The sequence below is a fragment of the Ureibacillus sp. FSL K6-2830 genome (assembly GCF_038004145.1).
In the GTDB taxonomy this organism is placed as follows: domain Bacteria; phylum Bacillota; class Bacilli; order Bacillales_A; family Planococcaceae; genus Ureibacillus; species Ureibacillus thermosphaericus.
The window spans coordinates 1,278,537-1,294,869 of the sequence record NZ_JBBOQR010000001.1 but is presented as its reverse complement, the minus strand read 5'-3'; the positions used below and the strand labels follow the sequence as shown (position 1 = coordinate 1,294,869).

Annotated in this window: 17 protein-coding genes; 8 read left to right on the top strand and 9 right to left on the bottom strand. The window is 34.1% G+C overall.

What is annotated here, in order from left to right:
• Positions 1 to 104: 104 nt before the first annotated feature.
• On the top strand, positions 105 to 1,028 hold the full coding sequence (locus NSU17_RS06365) for an MGDG synthase family glycosyltransferase (protein ID WP_340704608.1): 924 nt from the start codon (positions 105 to 107) through the stop codon (positions 1,026 to 1,028).
• Between the two features lie 43 nt (positions 1,029 to 1,071).
• Here NSU17_RS06365 and NSU17_RS06360 read toward each other — a convergent pair whose 3' ends face one another.
• Positions 1,072 to 1,374, bottom strand: coding sequence for a YunC family protein (locus NSU17_RS06360; RefSeq protein ID WP_340704607.1), 303 nt, complete (start codon positions 1,372 to 1,374; stop codon positions 1,072 to 1,074).
• Between the two features lie 197 nt (positions 1,375 to 1,571).
• On the opposite strand from NSU17_RS06360, the gene NSU17_RS06355 reads away from it, so the two are divergent.
• The 4 genes from NSU17_RS06355 to NSU17_RS06340 all read left to right on the top strand — a co-directional run bounded on the left by NSU17_RS06355 (position 1,572) and on the right by NSU17_RS06340 (position 4,866).
• Positions 1,572 to 1,715, top strand: coding sequence for a YpzG family protein (locus NSU17_RS06355; RefSeq protein WP_016839063.1), 144 nt, complete (start codon positions 1,572 to 1,574; stop codon positions 1,713 to 1,715).
• A 605-nt stretch (positions 1,716 to 2,320) separates the two neighbouring features.
• Entirely contained in the window at positions 2,321 to 2,881 is a 561-nt protein-coding gene (locus NSU17_RS06350) for a hypothetical protein (protein WP_016839064.1), read from the top strand.
• A gap of 107 nt (positions 2,882 to 2,988) precedes the next feature.
• Positions 2,989 to 4,257 (top strand): cytochrome P450, encoded by a 1,269-nt coding sequence (locus NSU17_RS06345; RefSeq protein ID WP_340704606.1) that lies wholly within the window; start codon positions 2,989 to 2,991, stop codon positions 4,255 to 4,257.
• Positions 4,258 to 4,395: 138 nt separating this feature from the next.
• Positions 4,396 to 4,866, top strand: coding sequence for a DinB family protein (locus NSU17_RS06340; RefSeq protein ID WP_016839066.1), 471 nt, complete (start codon positions 4,396 to 4,398; stop codon positions 4,864 to 4,866).
• Positions 4,867 to 4,967: 101 nt separating this feature from the next.
• On the opposite strand, the gene NSU17_RS06335 is transcribed toward NSU17_RS06340, so the two are convergent.
• Positions 4,968 to 6,497, bottom strand: a complete 1,530-nt coding sequence (locus tag NSU17_RS06335) for an NAD(P)H-hydrate dehydratase (protein ID WP_340704605.1) — start codon at positions 6,495 to 6,497, stop codon at positions 4,968 to 4,970.
• 208 nt (positions 6,498 to 6,705) lie between these two features.
• Here NSU17_RS06335 and NSU17_RS06330 point away from each other — a divergent pair, with 208 nt between their 5' ends.
• The gene (locus tag NSU17_RS06330) at positions 6,706 to 7,323 is read left to right on the top strand and encodes a DedA family protein (protein WP_016839068.1); all 618 of its coding nucleotides are present in this window, start codon (positions 6,706 to 6,708) and stop codon (positions 7,321 to 7,323) included.
• Positions 7,324 to 7,418: 95 nt separating this feature from the next.
• Here NSU17_RS06330 and NSU17_RS06325 read toward each other — a convergent pair whose 3' ends face one another.
• Entirely contained in the window at positions 7,419 to 8,585 is a 1,167-nt protein-coding gene (locus NSU17_RS06325; RefSeq protein ID WP_050988855.1) for an MFS transporter, read from the bottom strand.
• A gap of 248 nt (positions 8,586 to 8,833) precedes the next feature.
• On the opposite strand from NSU17_RS06325, the gene NSU17_RS06320 reads away from it, so the two are divergent.
• Complete coding sequence (locus NSU17_RS06320) at positions 8,834 to 10,072, top strand: MFS transporter (RefSeq protein WP_016839070.1); 1,239 nt, start codon at positions 8,834 to 8,836, stop codon at positions 10,070 to 10,072.
• Between the two features lie 35 nt (positions 10,073 to 10,107).
• On the opposite strand, the gene NSU17_RS06315 is transcribed toward NSU17_RS06320, so the two are convergent.
• The 6 genes from NSU17_RS06315 to NSU17_RS06290 all read right to left on the bottom strand — a co-directional run bounded on the left by NSU17_RS06315 (position 10,108) and on the right by NSU17_RS06290 (position 15,539).
• Positions 10,108 to 11,292, bottom strand: a complete 1,185-nt coding sequence (locus tag NSU17_RS06315) for an NAD(P)/FAD-dependent oxidoreductase (protein WP_016838379.1) — start codon at positions 11,290 to 11,292, stop codon at positions 10,108 to 10,110.
• Between the two features lie 39 nt (positions 11,293 to 11,331).
• Positions 11,332 to 11,754 (bottom strand): DUF1641 domain-containing protein, encoded by a 423-nt coding sequence (locus NSU17_RS06310; protein ID WP_016838378.1) that lies wholly within the window; start codon positions 11,752 to 11,754, stop codon positions 11,332 to 11,334.
• A gap of 479 nt (positions 11,755 to 12,233) precedes the next feature.
• The gene (locus NSU17_RS06305) at positions 12,234 to 12,782 is read right to left on the bottom strand and encodes an isoprenylcysteine carboxyl methyltransferase family protein (RefSeq protein ID WP_016838377.1); all 549 of its coding nucleotides are present in this window, start codon (positions 12,780 to 12,782) and stop codon (positions 12,234 to 12,236) included.
• A 1-nt stretch (position 12,783) separates the two neighbouring features.
• Complete coding sequence (locus tag NSU17_RS06300) at positions 12,784 to 13,866, bottom strand: type III polyketide synthase (RefSeq protein WP_340704604.1); 1,083 nt, start codon at positions 13,864 to 13,866, stop codon at positions 12,784 to 12,786.
• 87 nt (positions 13,867 to 13,953) lie between these two features.
• Complete coding sequence (locus NSU17_RS06295; RefSeq protein WP_340704603.1) at positions 13,954 to 14,391, bottom strand: hypothetical protein; 438 nt, start codon at positions 14,389 to 14,391, stop codon at positions 13,954 to 13,956.
• A 383-nt stretch (positions 14,392 to 14,774) separates the two neighbouring features.
• Positions 14,775 to 15,539: a MerR family transcriptional regulator gene (locus NSU17_RS06290; RefSeq protein WP_340704602.1), complete on the bottom strand. Its 765-nt coding sequence runs from the start codon at positions 15,537 to 15,539 to the stop codon at positions 14,775 to 14,777.
• Between the two features lie 153 nt (positions 15,540 to 15,692).
• Here NSU17_RS06290 and NSU17_RS06285 point away from each other — a divergent pair, with 153 nt between their 5' ends.
• On the top strand, positions 15,693 to 16,328 hold the full coding sequence (locus NSU17_RS06285) for a TrkA C-terminal domain-containing protein (RefSeq protein WP_340432570.1): 636 nt from the start codon (positions 15,693 to 15,695) through the stop codon (positions 16,326 to 16,328).
• The last annotated feature ends 5 nt before the right edge of the window (positions 16,329 to 16,333 follow it).

The following is a 16,333-nucleotide window of genomic DNA, read 5'->3' as shown; positions in this document are numbered from 1 at the left end:
GTTTTGTCCTTTGTATTGGATTTGGATGGTTTACTACCACCCAACCATTATAAAGGCTTTTTTTGTGTTTGGATTATATTTCAGAAAATTCGGTTTATTTGAAGGTGTTAAATTATTTTAATGCGACGCTAGTGTTCGATATTGAATTTATGAATACTTATGGAATGAAAAAACTGATGCGAATGGTTGAGACAGTAAAGCCAGATATTATAGTGAATACATTTCCAATGCGAGTTGTACCAGAATTAAAAAGAAAAACAGGTATTCAATTACCCATTGTAAATGTGATTACAGATTTTCAAGCTCATAAAAATTGGATTCATGATTATATAGACCGATATTATGTGGCAACTGAAGATTTAAAACAAAATTTAATAAACGCTGGAACACCTGATTATAAAATTAAGGTCACAGGAATTCCAATTGAAGAACAGTTTGAACGCTCAGTGGACCGAAACGCTCTTCTTGAATCTTATGGTTTAGATTCAAAAAAGCCTGTAATTTTAATTGCAACGGGAGCTTATGGAGTAATAAAAGATATTGAAGGAGTTATGGAGAAATTATTGCAGCATGACAATAACCAAATACTCGTCATATGCGGGAAGAATGAGGAGTTGAAAAATAATTTATTAGAAAAATATTCTAACAATCAAAATGTTAGAATATTTGGGTATACGAACAAAATGGATGAAATGATGAAAATGGCTACCGTTATGATTACAAAGCCAGGAGGAATTACGTTAAGCGAAGCATTAGCAGTTCAAGTACCGCTATTGCTTTACCAAGTAGTGCCTGGCCAAGAGTTGGAAAATGCAAATTACTTTCAGTCTAAGGATGCGGCAATTATTGTAAATCATCCTGATGACTTAGTTATGTCTGTACTTCAGTTAATTTGTAATGAAAACCAACGAAACCGATTAATTAATAATATGAAAGAAATATATTGCCCAAGATCAGCAGAAGTTATTTGCGAAGATGTTATTTCGTTAGTTGAACAAAAACACCAATTCAATCGATTTATCGGATAAAAGGAGGATCAACAAGTAGAACCTCCTTTTAATTTGTAAAATATTAGATCATTTTTAATAATGCTTCTTCTCCAGTCATTCCTTTAACAATTCCCATTTTTTCGGCTTCAGTTGTAACAGATTCGAGCGGAGCTTGTAATAATTCATCGATGGTTTTTACCCCAACTGCACGACCTGCAATAATTTTTCTGTCAGCTAGCCGAGTGTTCAATAATTCAACATCTAGCGCACCACACATAATGTACCCAATTTCATTCGAGATTGTTAATAAAGTTGTTTTCGGCAAGTGAACAGTGATGGCAGTGTACATATGTCCTTGTAATTCAATGGGTTCAATTGAGATCAACCACATCGCTCCTTTCTTTAATAAAATATGGAGCGATGAAAAAAATGTTCAATTGATGTCGAAGAAATTTTCTGTCGATTCTAAGTGTGCTGCAAAATAAATTGAAAATATTAGGAAAGAATAGTTATTTGCTGAAGTTTTCATACTAACAATGATTTCACTAAGGAAATCGACCATGATGAAAGAGGTGATTGCCGATGAGTAAGAAGGAAGTTTTTCCGAAAGCTCTTCGAAATCAAAACTTAAAGCCGAAATATCAAAAATCTCAAATTAACGGTCAAACGGAAATATCACTTCATAACCAAATTTTGAGAACGGATGCGAAGGCAAGGCAGTATTAAAGAGCATCATGGCGTCCTAGTGAAAGTGCCCGGAACTTAGTTTCCGGGTTTTTTTCAGATATTTTTTCAAAAAAGTAGCGATTTGTGTATAAATATTTGTAAAGCAGTCATAATAAATAATGATTTCACAAGACAATCCGACATGATAAACAGGAGGGATTTCCCGATGGAAAAGATCAAAGACCAATTTGATTCTGACACTCCGCCGAAAACTCGTCAAGGTGAAGGAAAGTCCATTGTTCAAAAGTAAATTGAATATGGAGTAACACCGAAGAGTTTCTGAATTCATGTCGTGATTTGTGAAATCGAGGCCCGGAACTTAGTTTCCGGGTCAATTTTTTTATCAAATAGGAAAATGACAAATAAGAGATGAACACAATATGCCCATTCCCTTCCATAACAATCCCCTATTTGTAGGTCTATTCTCCAACTATTGCGCTGTTTATGATTTATCCATCTCAAATAAACAATATTATTTCCATTGCAATTCATTACATATTGATTAAATACGACCTAAGACTGAAAAGAATATATTTCTTCGGGCGGTTTAATGGTGTATGTAATGTCGTTAGAATGGAGGTATATTTACAAAGGAGAAAGTCGAGATGGAAAAAGTATATTTATTATTTACCGATACTGGAACGCTTTTTACGAGAATGATTAAGCTTTATACGAAAAAAACTTATAATCATGCATCCATTGCATTTGACTCAAATTTTCAGGAAGTGTACAGTTTTGGAAGAAAATATCCAAATAATCCATTTATCGGCGGTTTTGTAAAGGAAGATTTACGTAGTACGCTTTTTTTAAAAAGTAGAGGAGCTGTATATAGCATTTGGGCTACAAAAGAACAAATTGCTCGTATGAAAGAAATCATAAAATCTATTGAAGCAGAACAACAAAAATATAAATACAATTTAACAGGGCTTATTACATACACTTTTAATAAACCATCACATCGAAAAAATGCTTATTTTTGCTCTCAATTTGTTGCTCACGTTTTAAAAGAAGGGGCGAATTACGAATTTCATAAACCGATTTCTCTGATTTCCCCTTATGATTTACAGTGTTTAACGAATTTGCAGTTGGAATATGAAGGACCTTTATTTCATTTGATAATGAGCGAAAATCGAATGAATGATTTATATCGATATAATGTTGGATAAGGGAAACTTTACTTGTCAGTCTAGTTTAGCAATTGTTGTATCTCTGTATGAAATATAAAACCTGTAACAAAATAAATATAGCCAAATATTGTTTGTGAGGTGCAACAATGGAAAATATCAATGAAATTCCAAGAGATGAAGGTATTGATCATAGCCTAGCACTTTTAAAAGAAGGGTATGAATACATTTTAAATCGCAGAAAAAGCTTGCAAACCAATATTTTTGAAACAAGAATATTGGGGAAAAAGGCGATATGCATGGGTGGGAAAGAAGCGGCACAATTGTTTTATGATCAAACAAAATTTCAACGTCAAGATGCTGTTCCAAACCGCATCATTGAAACCTTATTCGGGAAAAATAGCGTTCAAACCCTTGATGAAGTAGCTCATCGACATCGCAAAAAAATGTTTATGAATGTCATGACAAAAGAAAAAATAAATGAGTTTTTAGATATTGCAAAACTTGAATGGGAAAAAGCATTAGATCAATGGAGTAAAGAAACAGAAATTATTTTTTATGAAGAAATGAAAACGCTGTTATGTAAAGCGGCATTTAAATGGATTGGGTATCCTCCCCATGAAAAAGATATGGATATATTGATGAAGGAAATAGGAGCGATGTTTGAAACGCCTATCGCATTTGGCCTGCAACGTTGGATAGGCAGAAATAAAAGAAATCAATTGGAAAAAAAGATGGAGAAATTGATAGAAAAAATACGCTCCAACGAAGTACAAGTACAAAGTGAATCGATATTACATCAATTTGTATTTTATAAAGATTTAGATGGCAGTTTGTTAGATGTCGAAACAGTGGCAGTTGAGGTTATTAATATTTTAAGACCTATTGTTGCGATTTCAATCTATATTAATTTCATTGTAATGGCATTATCCCAATTTCCTCACGAAAGAGTAAAATTAAAAAATACGCCTGATTATATCCACTTATTTATTCAAGAAGTAAGACGTTTTTATCCTCTTGTTCCTGTTGCTGCAGCAAAGGCTAAAAGTAGTTTTACTTGGAACGGATATGCATTTCATGAAGGGACGCTTGTTTTATTGGATATTTACGGTACTAATCATGATCCGAATATTTGGGTAAATCCCGATGAATTTCAACCTGAACGTTTTGCCCAATGGCAGGATGACCAATTCAGTTTCATTCCGCAAGGCGGCGGAAGATATGAAACAACCCATCGTTGTCCAGGTGAACAACTAACCATTGAAGCGATGAAATTAAGTTTAGAGTATTTGTTAAATAAAATGGATTATGAGATTCCAGAACAGGACATGTATATCACGATGGATACGATACCAAGTATTCCTAAAAGTAAAGTGATATTAAAAAATGTTAAGCGATTAAAAGAAAGCATTCATTAGTAATAAGAAGCCTCAAAAGTTTTCTACTTTTGGGGCATTTTTTTCGAAAATAAAAAAATTTAAATTGAAAAGAGAAGGAGTTTTCTTTTTTGTATCGAAGGATTACTACAATAAGTAAACCTATAGGAGCTGACATTCTTGGATAAAAATAAAGAAAAAATATTAATTCATTTCGAGAATTCAGTGGATTTTGTAAAAAATTTATCAAAACTGACGGAAAATGAATGGTACTTATCATTAACAAATGACGAATGGACAATTGCAGGCGTTGTCACTCATTTCATTGCGTTAGATGAATTTGTCCTTCAAAAACGAATTCCCTACTTTAAAAAAGATGGAGTTTTTCCAAAAGAACTAGACAAACAAGCAATCAAACAACAATCATTAATTGAGAGTAGAAAAAGAAAAAAGGAAGAGATTATAGAAAAATTTACCTCTGTTAGAAGAAGCCTTATTATTGCTGTAAATAATTTAGAAGATGAAAAATGGTCGAAAAGTTATCGCATTCATTCATCCAAATATACTATTTCGTCCTATTTGTTTGAATATATTCATTATGATTTAAAACAGTTTAATAAAGTGAGAGAAGCATTATACTTAAAAAAATAGTTTTGGCCTCCATGAATAGGGCCTTTTGTTTTTTTATAAAGAGAATGTCAAAGAAAGTCCTTGTAGCAGATTTCATCACAAGGACTTTCAATCCTATTTGTTTATTTACGGCCGAATAGTATAGGGATATAATGGATGATATCCATTGGAGTTACTCCATAATTGGACGAATTTCTCCCTAATTCTTCCGCGGCAATAGCATGATAAAAACTTGCACATAACATGGCTTTTAGGGGATTCTGATGCTGGGAAACTAGGGAAGCAATTAAACCAGTTAATACGTCTCCACTGCCACCTTTACCTAAAGCATCATTTCCATAAGGATTTATCCAAAGTTCGCTAGTAGGTGTTGCAATGATTGGTCGATGTCCTTTTAACAATAAATAAGCTCCGTATGTTGCAGCAAAATTTTTTGCTGTTTCTAAGCGATTCGCTTCAATTTCAGCAACTGATTTTCCCGTCAAGGTAGCCATTTCTCCTGGATGTGGAGTTAAAATAATATCCCCTTTATAATGTTGCAACTGTTTTAAATGGTTTTTAAGAAAATACAATCCATCTGCGTCTATAATGAGTGTTTGTGTTGTTAGCTGATCTAGCAATGTTCGAATTATTGCATCGCCGTCTAACTCTCTTCCCAATCCAGGCCCAAAGGCGATTGTTGTATATTTAGAAAAGTCGATTGTTTCAATAGCTTTCCAGTTAATAAATCCATTTGAATCGGATAGTGGGATAAAGAGACTTTCATGACATGTTCCAGCAACAAGTGGATAAATTTTTTCTGGAATAGCAAGGGTTACAAGACCAATTCCTGAGTGAAAAGCAGCCTTTGCTGTATAGACTGGCGCCCCTACATAATGTTTACAACCACCTATTACAAGGCAGTGTCCGAAAGCTCCTTTATGTCCATGTTTTATTCTTTGTGGCAGAGAGGATATTGCAGTAGCTTCATCTAGTAGTTTAGGCAGTTTTAATTGAAGGGTCTCAACAACTGAATCAGGAACGGAAATATCTGCAACTTCCCATTTGCCAATCACTGTAGGACCATCACCAACAAAAAATCCCATTTTTGGCATGGCAAAAGTAATTGTTTTCGTTGCTTTAATCGTTGTACTTGCGGCTTTACCCGTGTCGGAGTTAAGCCCAGAAGGAATATCCACACTTATTACATCTTTTTTTGAATCATTAACAGCTTCAATGATTTGATTGAACGGAAATCGAACTTCACCGGAAACTCCAGTTCCTAGCATCGCATCAATAATGACATCCGCCTGTTGAATATATGTAAATATATCATTTTCTTCAGCATTAAAGTGATAGAAAGGCAACTGACGATTTTTGTATACTTGAAAATGTATTCGAGCATCGCCTTTTAGTTTAGCTTCATTTCCAATAAAACAAAGTAATACATCGTATCCAAAATCAATTAATCGTCTTGCGATAACAAAGCCATCACCACCATTATTCCCGTACCCAGATAACACAAGTACACTAGTATTTTTGGGGTAGTCCTTTAAAATTGCTTGCACGACAGCGTTCCCTGCGTTTTCCATCAATACAGCACCAGGTAGCCCTAGCTGTTCCATTGTAAAATGGTCAAGCAGTTGCATTGTTTTTTGATTGGCAACATACATAAACAAACCTCCTTTACATAAGATGTTCTGAGATTTTTCTTCTTAACTTAATTTTACAATATAAAATGATCCATAATCATGAAACTTATGGAAACGATATACAGTCTAATAATTTGATTAGTTTGACTATGAGAAGGAATAAATTCATAATGATATAGTTAGTGTGAAAATAGAAATAAATATAAGAAATACATAAGGGGAAGAATAGATGGAAACTTGGATTCAAAGAATTATGGAGGATTTTGGGTATATAGGTGTATTCCTGTTAATTATGTTAGAAAACCTATTTCCTCCAATTCCTTCAGAAGTTATTTTAACCTTTGGTGGATTTATGACTACTTTTACTGATTTGACGGTCACAGGAGTAATCATTGCTTCAACTCTTGGTTCCGTTGCGGGCGCAATCATTTTATACGGTATTGGCTTGTTGTTGGATGTCGAACGGCTAGTAAAAATAGTTGATAAATATGGTCACATTTTAAGATTAACAAGAAACGATATTTATAAAGCTGATGCTTGGTTTGACAGATATGGTTTTTGGACTGTGTTCTTCTGTCGATTTATACCTCTCATTCGTAGTTTAATCTCCATTCCAGCCGGGATGAGTAATATGAAATTCTGGCTATTCATTTTATTAACGACATTAGGTACGTTAATATGGAATACTGTATTGGTGCATGTTGGTGCAACAGTTGGAGAGAATTGGGAGAAAATTGTAGAAGTGATGGACGTCTATTCAAACATTGCCTATGCAGTAATAGCCGTTGTTTTCATTTGGTTTGTTGTACGATTCATTCGTAAGAAAAAGTTATTTAAAAGAAAATAGAGGGAAGAGTTGTATTCTTCCCCCTTACTTTTAAATTAGCGTTACGAAAAAGATACAATATGCCTTGATGCACTTGGCAAGTATCGATTAGCTTATTAACTCAGTTCTTTTTTGACTTGATCCTTAGGCAATAGAAATGCGACTACTAAGATGATTGGTAATACGGAGATGATTTTCATTGTCATTTCTATTCCTATTGTATCCAGTAGCCAACCGATAGCGACAGATCCAACTGCACCCATTCCAAAGGCAAACCCCGTTGTCAGTCCTGCCATTGTTCCGATTTTGCTAGGTACTAATTCTTGAGCATAAACGACAGTTACAGAGAAGCTAATCATTATTAGTGTTCCGATAATAATTAAAAATACAGGTACAAGCCAAAGAGGCATGTACGGCAGTAATAAACATAAAGGAATCGGTACAACTACTGAAAGTAAAATGACATTTTTGCGACCGATGCGATCGGAAAGGGATCCTCCAAAAAATGTTCCAACAACGCCAAAAGCCATAAATATAAAGATTAAAATTTGGCCGATACGGGTAGTCAAATCATAATGATCTATTAAATAAAACACATAGTAATTTTGAATATTCGTTGTGTAAAAAGAGCGTGCAAAAATAATCGTAAACAGCAATATGAGAGCGATTCCCACTTGTTTTTTTGTTAATGGTGGCAAGGAAGAAATTAACACTTTTTTTTGCTTTTGGTTTAATTTCTCGGCATTTAATTGTCGAGCATACCATTTTGAAATGTTAAATAACAACACAATTCCGATAGCAACGAGAAGAAGCAATACAGCAGCCCCTCTTTGTCCTAATGCATCTAAAATAAAGGCACCAATTAAAGGAGCAATAGCTTGCCCAGAATTTCCACCGACTTGGTAAATCGATTGTGATAGGCCCCGCTTATTGCCTGCAGACATAAATGAAACGCGAGAGCCTTCCGGATGGAAAATGGCTGAACCAAATCCTAAAAAGATGGCAGCAATTAAAAGGATGTAATATTGATTAGCGAATGCAAACATACTTAAACCGATGAAGACGCTCATCATTCCTATAGGTAATGCGTATGCAATCGGTTTTTTATCACTAATAAAGCCGATGATCGGTTGAAGTGTTGAAGAAACCATATTTAATACAAAACTAATAAGCCCCAGTTGAGTAAAAGTAAAACCTAAATCTCTTGCAAGATAAGGGAACATTGCTGGTGCAATATTTTGAACAGTATCATTAATTAAATGTCCTATTGCAATGGCAATCATGATAGGGTAAATGGGAGTCCGTATGTTATTTTCTACCAATGGAACGTCACACCTTTAAATATTGATTATTACTTTATATGCTTATAATTCCACATTACATCAACATTCAATCTATTACTAATGGCTAGATTACTTTATTTGAATAGGTTATTTCTTCAAAGGGTAAACCCTAAATGATAATAAATTGTTTTAACCATTTACAATAAACAATTTTAAAATGAATTATACGATAAAGGAAGTAATTGCCTATGAAAACAAATCATTATATTCATTGGAAACGAAATATTAGCGTATTTCTAACGAGTCAAACGATATCGCTTTTCGGTTCTTCAATCGTTCAATACGCCATTATGTGGTACATCACGTTAACGACTCAGTCGGGAATCATGATGACGATTGCCATTCTCTGTGGATTTGTTCCTACTTTTTTATTATCGCCTTTTGCAGGAGTATGGGCAGATCGTTATAACCGGAAAATGTTAATTATCTTATCAGATTCCGCCATTGCTTTGGCTACACTTATTCTAGCTATTTTATTTTTAAGCGGTTATGAATCTCTTTGGATGCTCTTTATAATGTACGTCATTCGCTCATTTGGAACTGGTATTCAAACGCCGACAGTAGGGGCAATATTACCACAAATCGTTCCTGAAGAGCATTTAACAAAAGTGAACGGAATTAATGGCAGTATTCAAGCCCTTGTAATGCTGCTTTCACCAATGGTTAGTGCGGCTTTGCTTACTATTACAACGTTGGAAACACTATTTTTTATTGATGTCGTAACAGCTGCGATTGCGGTGGCAACTTTGCTATTCTTTTTACAAATTCCCCCGCATGAAAAAGCATTACAACAACAAATCAGCTATTTTGCTGACTTTAAACAGGGACTTGTTTATATTAAAAACAATGAATTCTTGAAAATTTTATTTATATATTTTGCGATATTCTTTGTTATGGCGGCCCCTGTTTCCTTCTTAACACCGTTGCAAGTAACTCGTACATTTGGAGAAGATGTATGGCGGCTTTCAGCGATCGAAATTGCATTTTCTATCGGTATGATGGCTGGGGGAGCAGTCATTGCTGTATGGGGAGGATTTAAAAACCGAACATATACGATGGCATTATCAAGTATAATATTCGGAGTTTGCACATTTTTATTAGGGATTGTGCCAAACTTCTGGTTTTATTGCTCCATTATGGCGTTGGCTGGAGTAGCGATGCCGTTATTTAATACACCTTCAACCGTACTTTTACAAGAAAAAGTTGAAGGAGACTATTTAGGGAGAATTTTTGGTGTACTGACAATGATTTCTACTTCCATGATGCCTTTAGGAATGCTAATTTTTGGTCCGATTAGCGATTTCATTAAAATTGAGTGGTTATTATTAGGAACAGGAGTAGCGATGTTCGTTCTTAGTTTTGTTTTAGTAGGAAACAAAGTATTAGTAGAGGCGGGAAAACCAAAGAATATGGAATCCAGCCAATAAAAAAGTGCGGCATGATTGCCGCACTTTTTTGGTCATTAATATACTAAACCGTATAATGCTTTAATGTGTGATAAGTAGCGTACATGGCTTGCTTCTTTCATAAGTGAAGCTGGTAAACCTTTTAGGTGAATATTGTTTTTACCAACAGTTGCTACACCGTCTTTACGTCCAAGGCTTGCAAGAGTACCAGAATTAACTGGGCTGAACTCTTTTAGTTTTTGGCCTTTAATTGTTGCGTAAATGTTGTAAGCTGCAGCTTCTCCCATTTGCCATGCATTTTGAGCAGTTGGTGCATATAATGGACGACCTCCATCTTCAGGAAGAGCAACGGAAGCATCTCCAACAACAAATACATCTTGATGTGATTTAGAACGTAAATACTCATCGATGATTGCTTTACCACGGTCGCATTCAAGACCAGATTCTTGAACGATTGGTAGAGCTGCAACTCCACCTGTCCAAACAAATGTGTTTGCTGTAATTGTGGAACCGTCTTTTAGTGAAATTACATTACCTTCTACACCTGTTACAGGAAGGCCAGTTAAGAATTCAACTCCACGAGCTTCTAAGCTTTTTGTTGCGCGTTCAATTAATTCATCAGGTAATACCGGTAAAATTTTTGGACCAGCTTCTATTAGTTTAATATTCAACTCGCTAGGGTCAACTGCGTATTTTGCACAAATATTTGGAGCGTTGTCTACAATTTCACCAACAAGTTCCACACCTGTTAAACCGCCGCCACCAATGACGATTGTTGCATCCGCAATATTTTTTGTTTTTGCATAGGAAGCAATTTTGCTTTCAATATGGTTGTAAATTCTTTTTGCATCATCTACAGATTTTAATACCATTGAGTTTTCTTCTAAACCAGGAATACCGAAGAAACCAGTTTGGCTACCAAGTGCTACAACTAAATAATCATAAGATAAGACAGAGCCGTTTGCTAAATATACTTCTTTATTTTTCACATTGAATGATTTTACTTCTTGGATAACCGTTTCAATGTCTTTACCTTTAAATAATTTCTTTAATGGGAAGGATATTGCTTGTTCAGAAATTGTTCCACCTGCAAGACGGTGTAATTCAGTAATTAATTGGTGATTAGGATATTTATTCACAACTGTGATTTTAGCTTCATCTTTACTTGCATATTTACGTAGTGTTAGGGCCGTTAATAACCCACCGTAGCCTGCACCTAAGATGACGATTTCTTTTGACATATTATTCCTCCGTCCTTACTTTATTAAATAAACAAAACCTTATTGATTTTTGCGTTCAGCTGAAACTTCTAAAAATGCATTAGCAAAGCGTAATAGTTTTTGAACTTCTGGGTCCTTCAACAATTTTAATACTCCGAATAAACCGATTGCTTCTTTAGATTCGTCTGCACGTTCTTTTGCTTCAATAGCTGTTTGTGCTAAGCTTTTTACAGTACTCACAACTGGTTCAGAAACTTCTTTAATTGCGTTAACTGTGTCGCTCTTTAATACATCATCTGTTGCTACTTGTTGTGCAAAATCATAAGCCTTTGTAAGAAGTCCTACTACTTCGGCAAGCTTTGGAAGCTGTTCTACTAAATATGTTAAGGACTCTTGCACTTCTGGTTTTAATAATTGATCCAGTAAATCTTGTTTTTCTTTCAAAGCCGACTCTTGAACTTGATTCACTAATTCTTCTGCCATTACCCATTCTCCTTTACTTATCATTGTGCCCATTATTAAAAACAGCATAGATACTTCACATACTATTAAAGAAAAAACTCTTCAATTATAACTATGTGAAATGTTTAACAATGTTAACTACAGTTTAAATATAATACAAATATTTCGTAAATCAAGTACTGTTTTTAATAGTGAGTGTTTTATTGGATGGTATGAATAAAAATAAAGATTGAAAGCGTTTTCCTTTTCTATAACTATTAATAACAAAAAAAGAAAACCCAATCATTTTTTGAATATTTCTTAAATTGTGACAAATATTTTACAAAAGTGTTGACTTTTTTTGAATTTGCCGTCAATTTGAATTATACGCTTTATCTATTATAATTTCTAATATTATTTTGCTATTTGTTATTAGAAATTGATAACGAAAAGTTAAAACAAAGATTTTTTATTATTATGTTTACGAAAATAAAAATTATGTTGATGAAAATGGAAAAAATTCAGCTATGGTGCTGAATTTTTTTATTAAATACATATTCATAATTTGTCGCTTCCATTAATGCTTTTTCTTCAATTGGTATTCGAATCGATAACATAATGAAGTTTAACAAGGTAAATACAATGGCAGTAAAATAAGCTTGAAACATAATTGGCAATATAATAATTTCACAACAAACAACGAAATAATTTGGATGTTTAAGAAAAGCATATGGTCCCTTTTTAACAATTTGAGCTCCTGGCAACACAATAATTTTCGTATTCCAATACATACCTAATGAAGATAAGCACCATATTCTTAAAGATTGTACGAGTAGAAAAATAATAAATAAAGGTAGAAAAAGAGGGGATATTGTACGTTCAAATACAATGACTTCTACAATTAAACTGATGAAGAAACTTACATGTAACAATATCATGAAGGGATAATGTGAGGCCCCTACTTCATAAGCCCCAAGTTGCAACATTTGTCTCTCGTTTCGTTTTGCAATAAACAATTCAAAAATTCTTTGTAAAATGACGATTGTTGTTACAATCATAAAAATTAGCATATTAATCCCTCCATTGCAGCAATACTGCTTCTCCACTAAATCCAGGTCCAAGAGCTACTATTAATCCATATGATTCATCTTTCTCGATGGTTTTCATATATTCATCTAAAACGTATAGTACCGTCGGCGATGACATATTGCCGTTTTGTTGAAGAATTTTTCGAGAAATAGCTGTATGTTTGTCGCTTAAATTCAGTGCTTCTTCGTAAGCTAATAACACTTTTTTCCCACCAGGATGGGCGATGAAATGTTCAAGATCATTTAATGAAATGCCTGCCTCTTTGAAAAATGAATGGATGAATGGCCCTAGCCAATTAGAAATAATTGTCGGTATACTTTTTGAAAAGATGACATGAAACCCATCGTTTCTAACGTCCCAACCCATCACATTTTCCGAGTTAGGCATCCATTTTGAAGCTGTTTGAATGATATATGGTACTGTTTTTCGATTTTCTACTTTCGCTTCATCACCACAAATTAAGGCGCAAGCAACACCATCAGCAAAAAGTGATGCGCCAATTAAATTGCTTTTTGAAAAGTCATTTCGTTGGAAAGTGAGGCTGCATAATTCCACGCAGATAACAAGCACTTTTTCCTTTGGATGGGCAAGACAATAATCGTAGGCTCTACTAATTCCAGATGCTCCTCCAACGCAACCAAGCCCCCAAATAGGTAAACGTTTGATCCGATCTGAAAATTTCAATTTATTCATGATTCGAGCATCAATGCTGGGAGTTGATATGCCTGTGCTAGATACAAAGAAGATGGCATCAATTTCTTCTGTCGAAATTGGTCTTTTTAAATATAGTTCGTTTTGTAGACAACTTTGAATAGCTTTTACACTATAATCCACTGACAATTGAATATATAATTGATTGCGTTCTTCAAAAGTATGATCTTCTTTATGCCATTCTAACGGTACGCAAAAATGCCGCGTTTTTATTTCCCCATTTTCAAACACTTTTAATAGCCGCTCTAATTGCGGAATTTTATTTTGAAATAATGCCTTTGTAAATTGTTCTATTTCATGTTGATGTAATGTGTAGGGAGGTTTATAAGTACTGACAGATACAACTTTTGGCATTTATATCTTCCTTTATTAATTTTATTTCTAGTATTTCCAAGTGGATGAACGAGTATGCAAATAGTGGATAAGAGCAATTTCCTATTTTCAAGCTTCTTTTTCTGTACGTTTATCATTTAATGAAAAAGTTTTTTGCAATAACTCTAAATACAATAAGAAGTAATCGATGCAGTCTTTAACAAGTTCTGTATATGAGAAAAACTCCGGCCCCTTTTGATAATGCAAATAGTCATTTTTTAATACTTCCAACAATTTTTTTGAGAATAAATGAATATTAGTTGAGTGGAATTTTTCTAAACATTGAATAAGGCTGCTAAATAGCACCATATCTTCAGAATCAGGGTGTTCGATCATCGCGATATCTTTCACAAGTACTTCAAGAGATTTAATATATCCAAAAAAGGCGATATCATCATTTCCTTGCAATTCTGCATGGGTGGATTGGGTATATAAATTTTGAAATTTCTTCGATGTATTTTGAATGAGAGATACATCTTGAAATGTATGACCCGGTATCGTTAACAAGTATCGCTCTTGTTTATTGTTTAGTTCTCCACAATTATTAACAACAAAATAGTCTTTGCGGCAGGAAGGGCAAGTTAATGACAAAATATGAATTTCAAAACTTTTATTTTCAAATCGATAGATATTTTCAACCGTAGGATATATCTAAATTGCAGTGCGGACATTTATTTAAAATTATGTATTCTCGGTTATCGTGGTTGTATTGAACTTTTGTTAGCTTTTTCTCATTTTTTTGCATCATTAGGGCAAATATCCTTTATGAGCAGTTAGTGAACGATTGTTTCTTCAGCTATTATTTCCCGTTTTTTAGGAAATCATTCAATACTTATAAAAAGTGGAAAAAGTCGCCCGATAAGTTTCAGAGCGACTTTTCACAATATCTGTTATGAATTGTTTTCAAGGTAATGAATAATGGCATCTTTCAAAAATTCTGTACGCCCCGTAACTTTTTGGTCATAATAAGCTTTAAAGCGTTCATCAGCGACATACATTTCCGCAAGTCCCCGGTGAGCTTCTTTTGAATAAGATGGCCAAGTGAAAGTGAGCCACTGTTTATGTTTCGCGGCAAGCTCTTGTGCAAGGGGTGATGTAGGATCTCCAATTTCATAAGCTTTTGCTAGTAGTTCAAGTATTTCGTCTCCAAGTTGCACAAATCTTTCGTAGTCTTCTTTCGACATGTTGCGGAATTTTTCGTTGGACTTGCTGACGACATTCTCACCATATTTTTGGCGAATTTCCTCACCATATTTTTGTTCATTTTCTTCTATCAGCTTTTCCTTAAAAGCTTCAAATTTTTCTTCATTGCTCATCATCATTTCTCCTTTCTCATGGGCAATCGTTTTTTTTACGGATTCAATTAATCGGTCTAGGCGGGATCTCTTATTTCTAAGCTGTATTAAATGATCTTTCAATGCTTTTATCGAATCGTAATTTGGATCATTCATGATAGAAATAATTGTTTCAATGTTGACGTCTAATTCCCGGAAAAATAGAATTTGTTGCAATCGATTCACTTCTTCTTGACCATAAATCCGATATCCAGAGCTGTTGATTCGTTTTGGTTTTAATAAATTAATTTCATCGTAATACCGCAATGTTCTTGTACTGATGCCTGCTAATTTTGCTAATTGACTAATTGTGTACTCCATTGAAATCCCTCCTGACAACTTCATCATAAAGGTTGACGTAACGTGAAGGTCAATATACAAATGAAAATATTTTTTAGAGAAAAAACTGGCTACTGATATAGACATCGATTATATTTAACTTTGTAGTAACGGAATGAAAGGTTGATGCAATAGATGGGAGATAAAGAATTAAAGATTGTAAAGCAACCAAAATATCAAAAAATTGCTGCCGACATAGCGTCAAAAATTGTTGAGGGAAAATATTTAATAGGTGAAAAAATATATGCAAGATCGTCATTGGCAAGTCAGTATGGGGTCTCAGCTGAAACTGCAAGGAGAGCTATTGCCGTTCTACAAGACTTAGAAATTGTGGAAGCTACGAAAGGGAGCGGTGTTGTTATTAAGTCTTATGAAAAAGCGGCAAATTATATAAAGCAGTTTTTAGATGTTCAATCCATTCATCAAATACAATTGGAAATGTTAGAGAGCATTGACCGACAAAAAAAGGAACTGGATCAACTAAAAGAGACTGCAGAAAGATTAGTCAGCCGAACAGAGCGCTTTCGTTCAATTAATCCTTTTGTTCCATTTCATTTAGAAGTAATAAAGAATTCCCCATACTTATCTAAAACGATTGGCGAAATAAATTTTTGGCATCATACAATGGCAACGATTGTAGGTATACGTCGTGGGGAAAAACTAATCATATCACCTGGACCATATACCACAATTGAACTGAACGATGTCATCTATTTTATTGGAAACGATGAATGTCTAGAAAGAGTACAAAAATTTCTATTTCCTAATTAAAAAAG

Excerpts from the sequence above, each read along its gene's own strand:
- NSU17_RS06355 (WP_016839063.1), top strand. The coding sequence starts at position 1,572 with ATGAGTAAGAAGGAAGTTTTTCCGAAAGCTCTTCGAAATCAAAACTTA.
- NSU17_RS06350 (WP_016839064.1), top strand. The coding sequence starts at position 2,321 with ATGGAAAAAGTATATTTATTATTTACCGATACTGGAACGCTTTTTACG.
- NSU17_RS06345 (WP_340704606.1), top strand. The coding sequence starts at position 2,989 with ATGGAAAATATCAATGAAATTCCAAGAGATGAAGGTATTGATCATAGC.
- NSU17_RS06335 (WP_340704605.1), bottom strand. The coding sequence starts at position 6,497 with ATGTATGTTGCCAATCAAAAAACAATGCAACTGCTTGACCATTTTACA.
- NSU17_RS06330 (WP_016839068.1), top strand. The coding sequence starts at position 6,706 with ATGGAAACTTGGATTCAAAGAATTATGGAGGATTTTGGGTATATAGGT.
- NSU17_RS06325 (WP_050988855.1), bottom strand. The coding sequence starts at position 8,585 with ATGATTGCCATTGCAATAGGACATTTAATTAATGATACTGTTCAAAAT.
- NSU17_RS06320 (WP_016839070.1), top strand. The coding sequence starts at position 8,834 with ATGAAAACAAATCATTATATTCATTGGAAACGAAATATTAGCGTATTT.
- NSU17_RS06315 (WP_016838379.1), bottom strand. The coding sequence starts at position 11,292 with ATGTCAAAAGAAATCGTCATCTTAGGTGCAGGCTACGGTGGGTTATTA.
- NSU17_RS06310 (WP_016838378.1), bottom strand. The coding sequence starts at position 11,754 with ATGGCAGAAGAATTAGTGAATCAAGTTCAAGAGTCGGCTTTGAAAGAA.
- NSU17_RS06305 (WP_016838377.1), bottom strand. The coding sequence starts at position 12,782 with ATGCTAATTTTTATGATTGTAACAACAATCGTCATTTTACAAAGAATT.
- NSU17_RS06300 (WP_340704604.1), bottom strand. The coding sequence starts at position 13,866 with ATGCCAAAAGTTGTATCTGTCAGTACTTATAAACCTCCCTACACATTA.
- NSU17_RS06290 (WP_340704602.1), bottom strand. The coding sequence starts at position 15,539 with ATGGAGTACACAATTAGTCAATTAGCAAAATTAGCAGGCATCAGTACA.
- NSU17_RS06285 (WP_340432570.1), top strand. The coding sequence starts at position 15,693 with ATGGGAGATAAAGAATTAAAGATTGTAAAGCAACCAAAATATCAAAAA.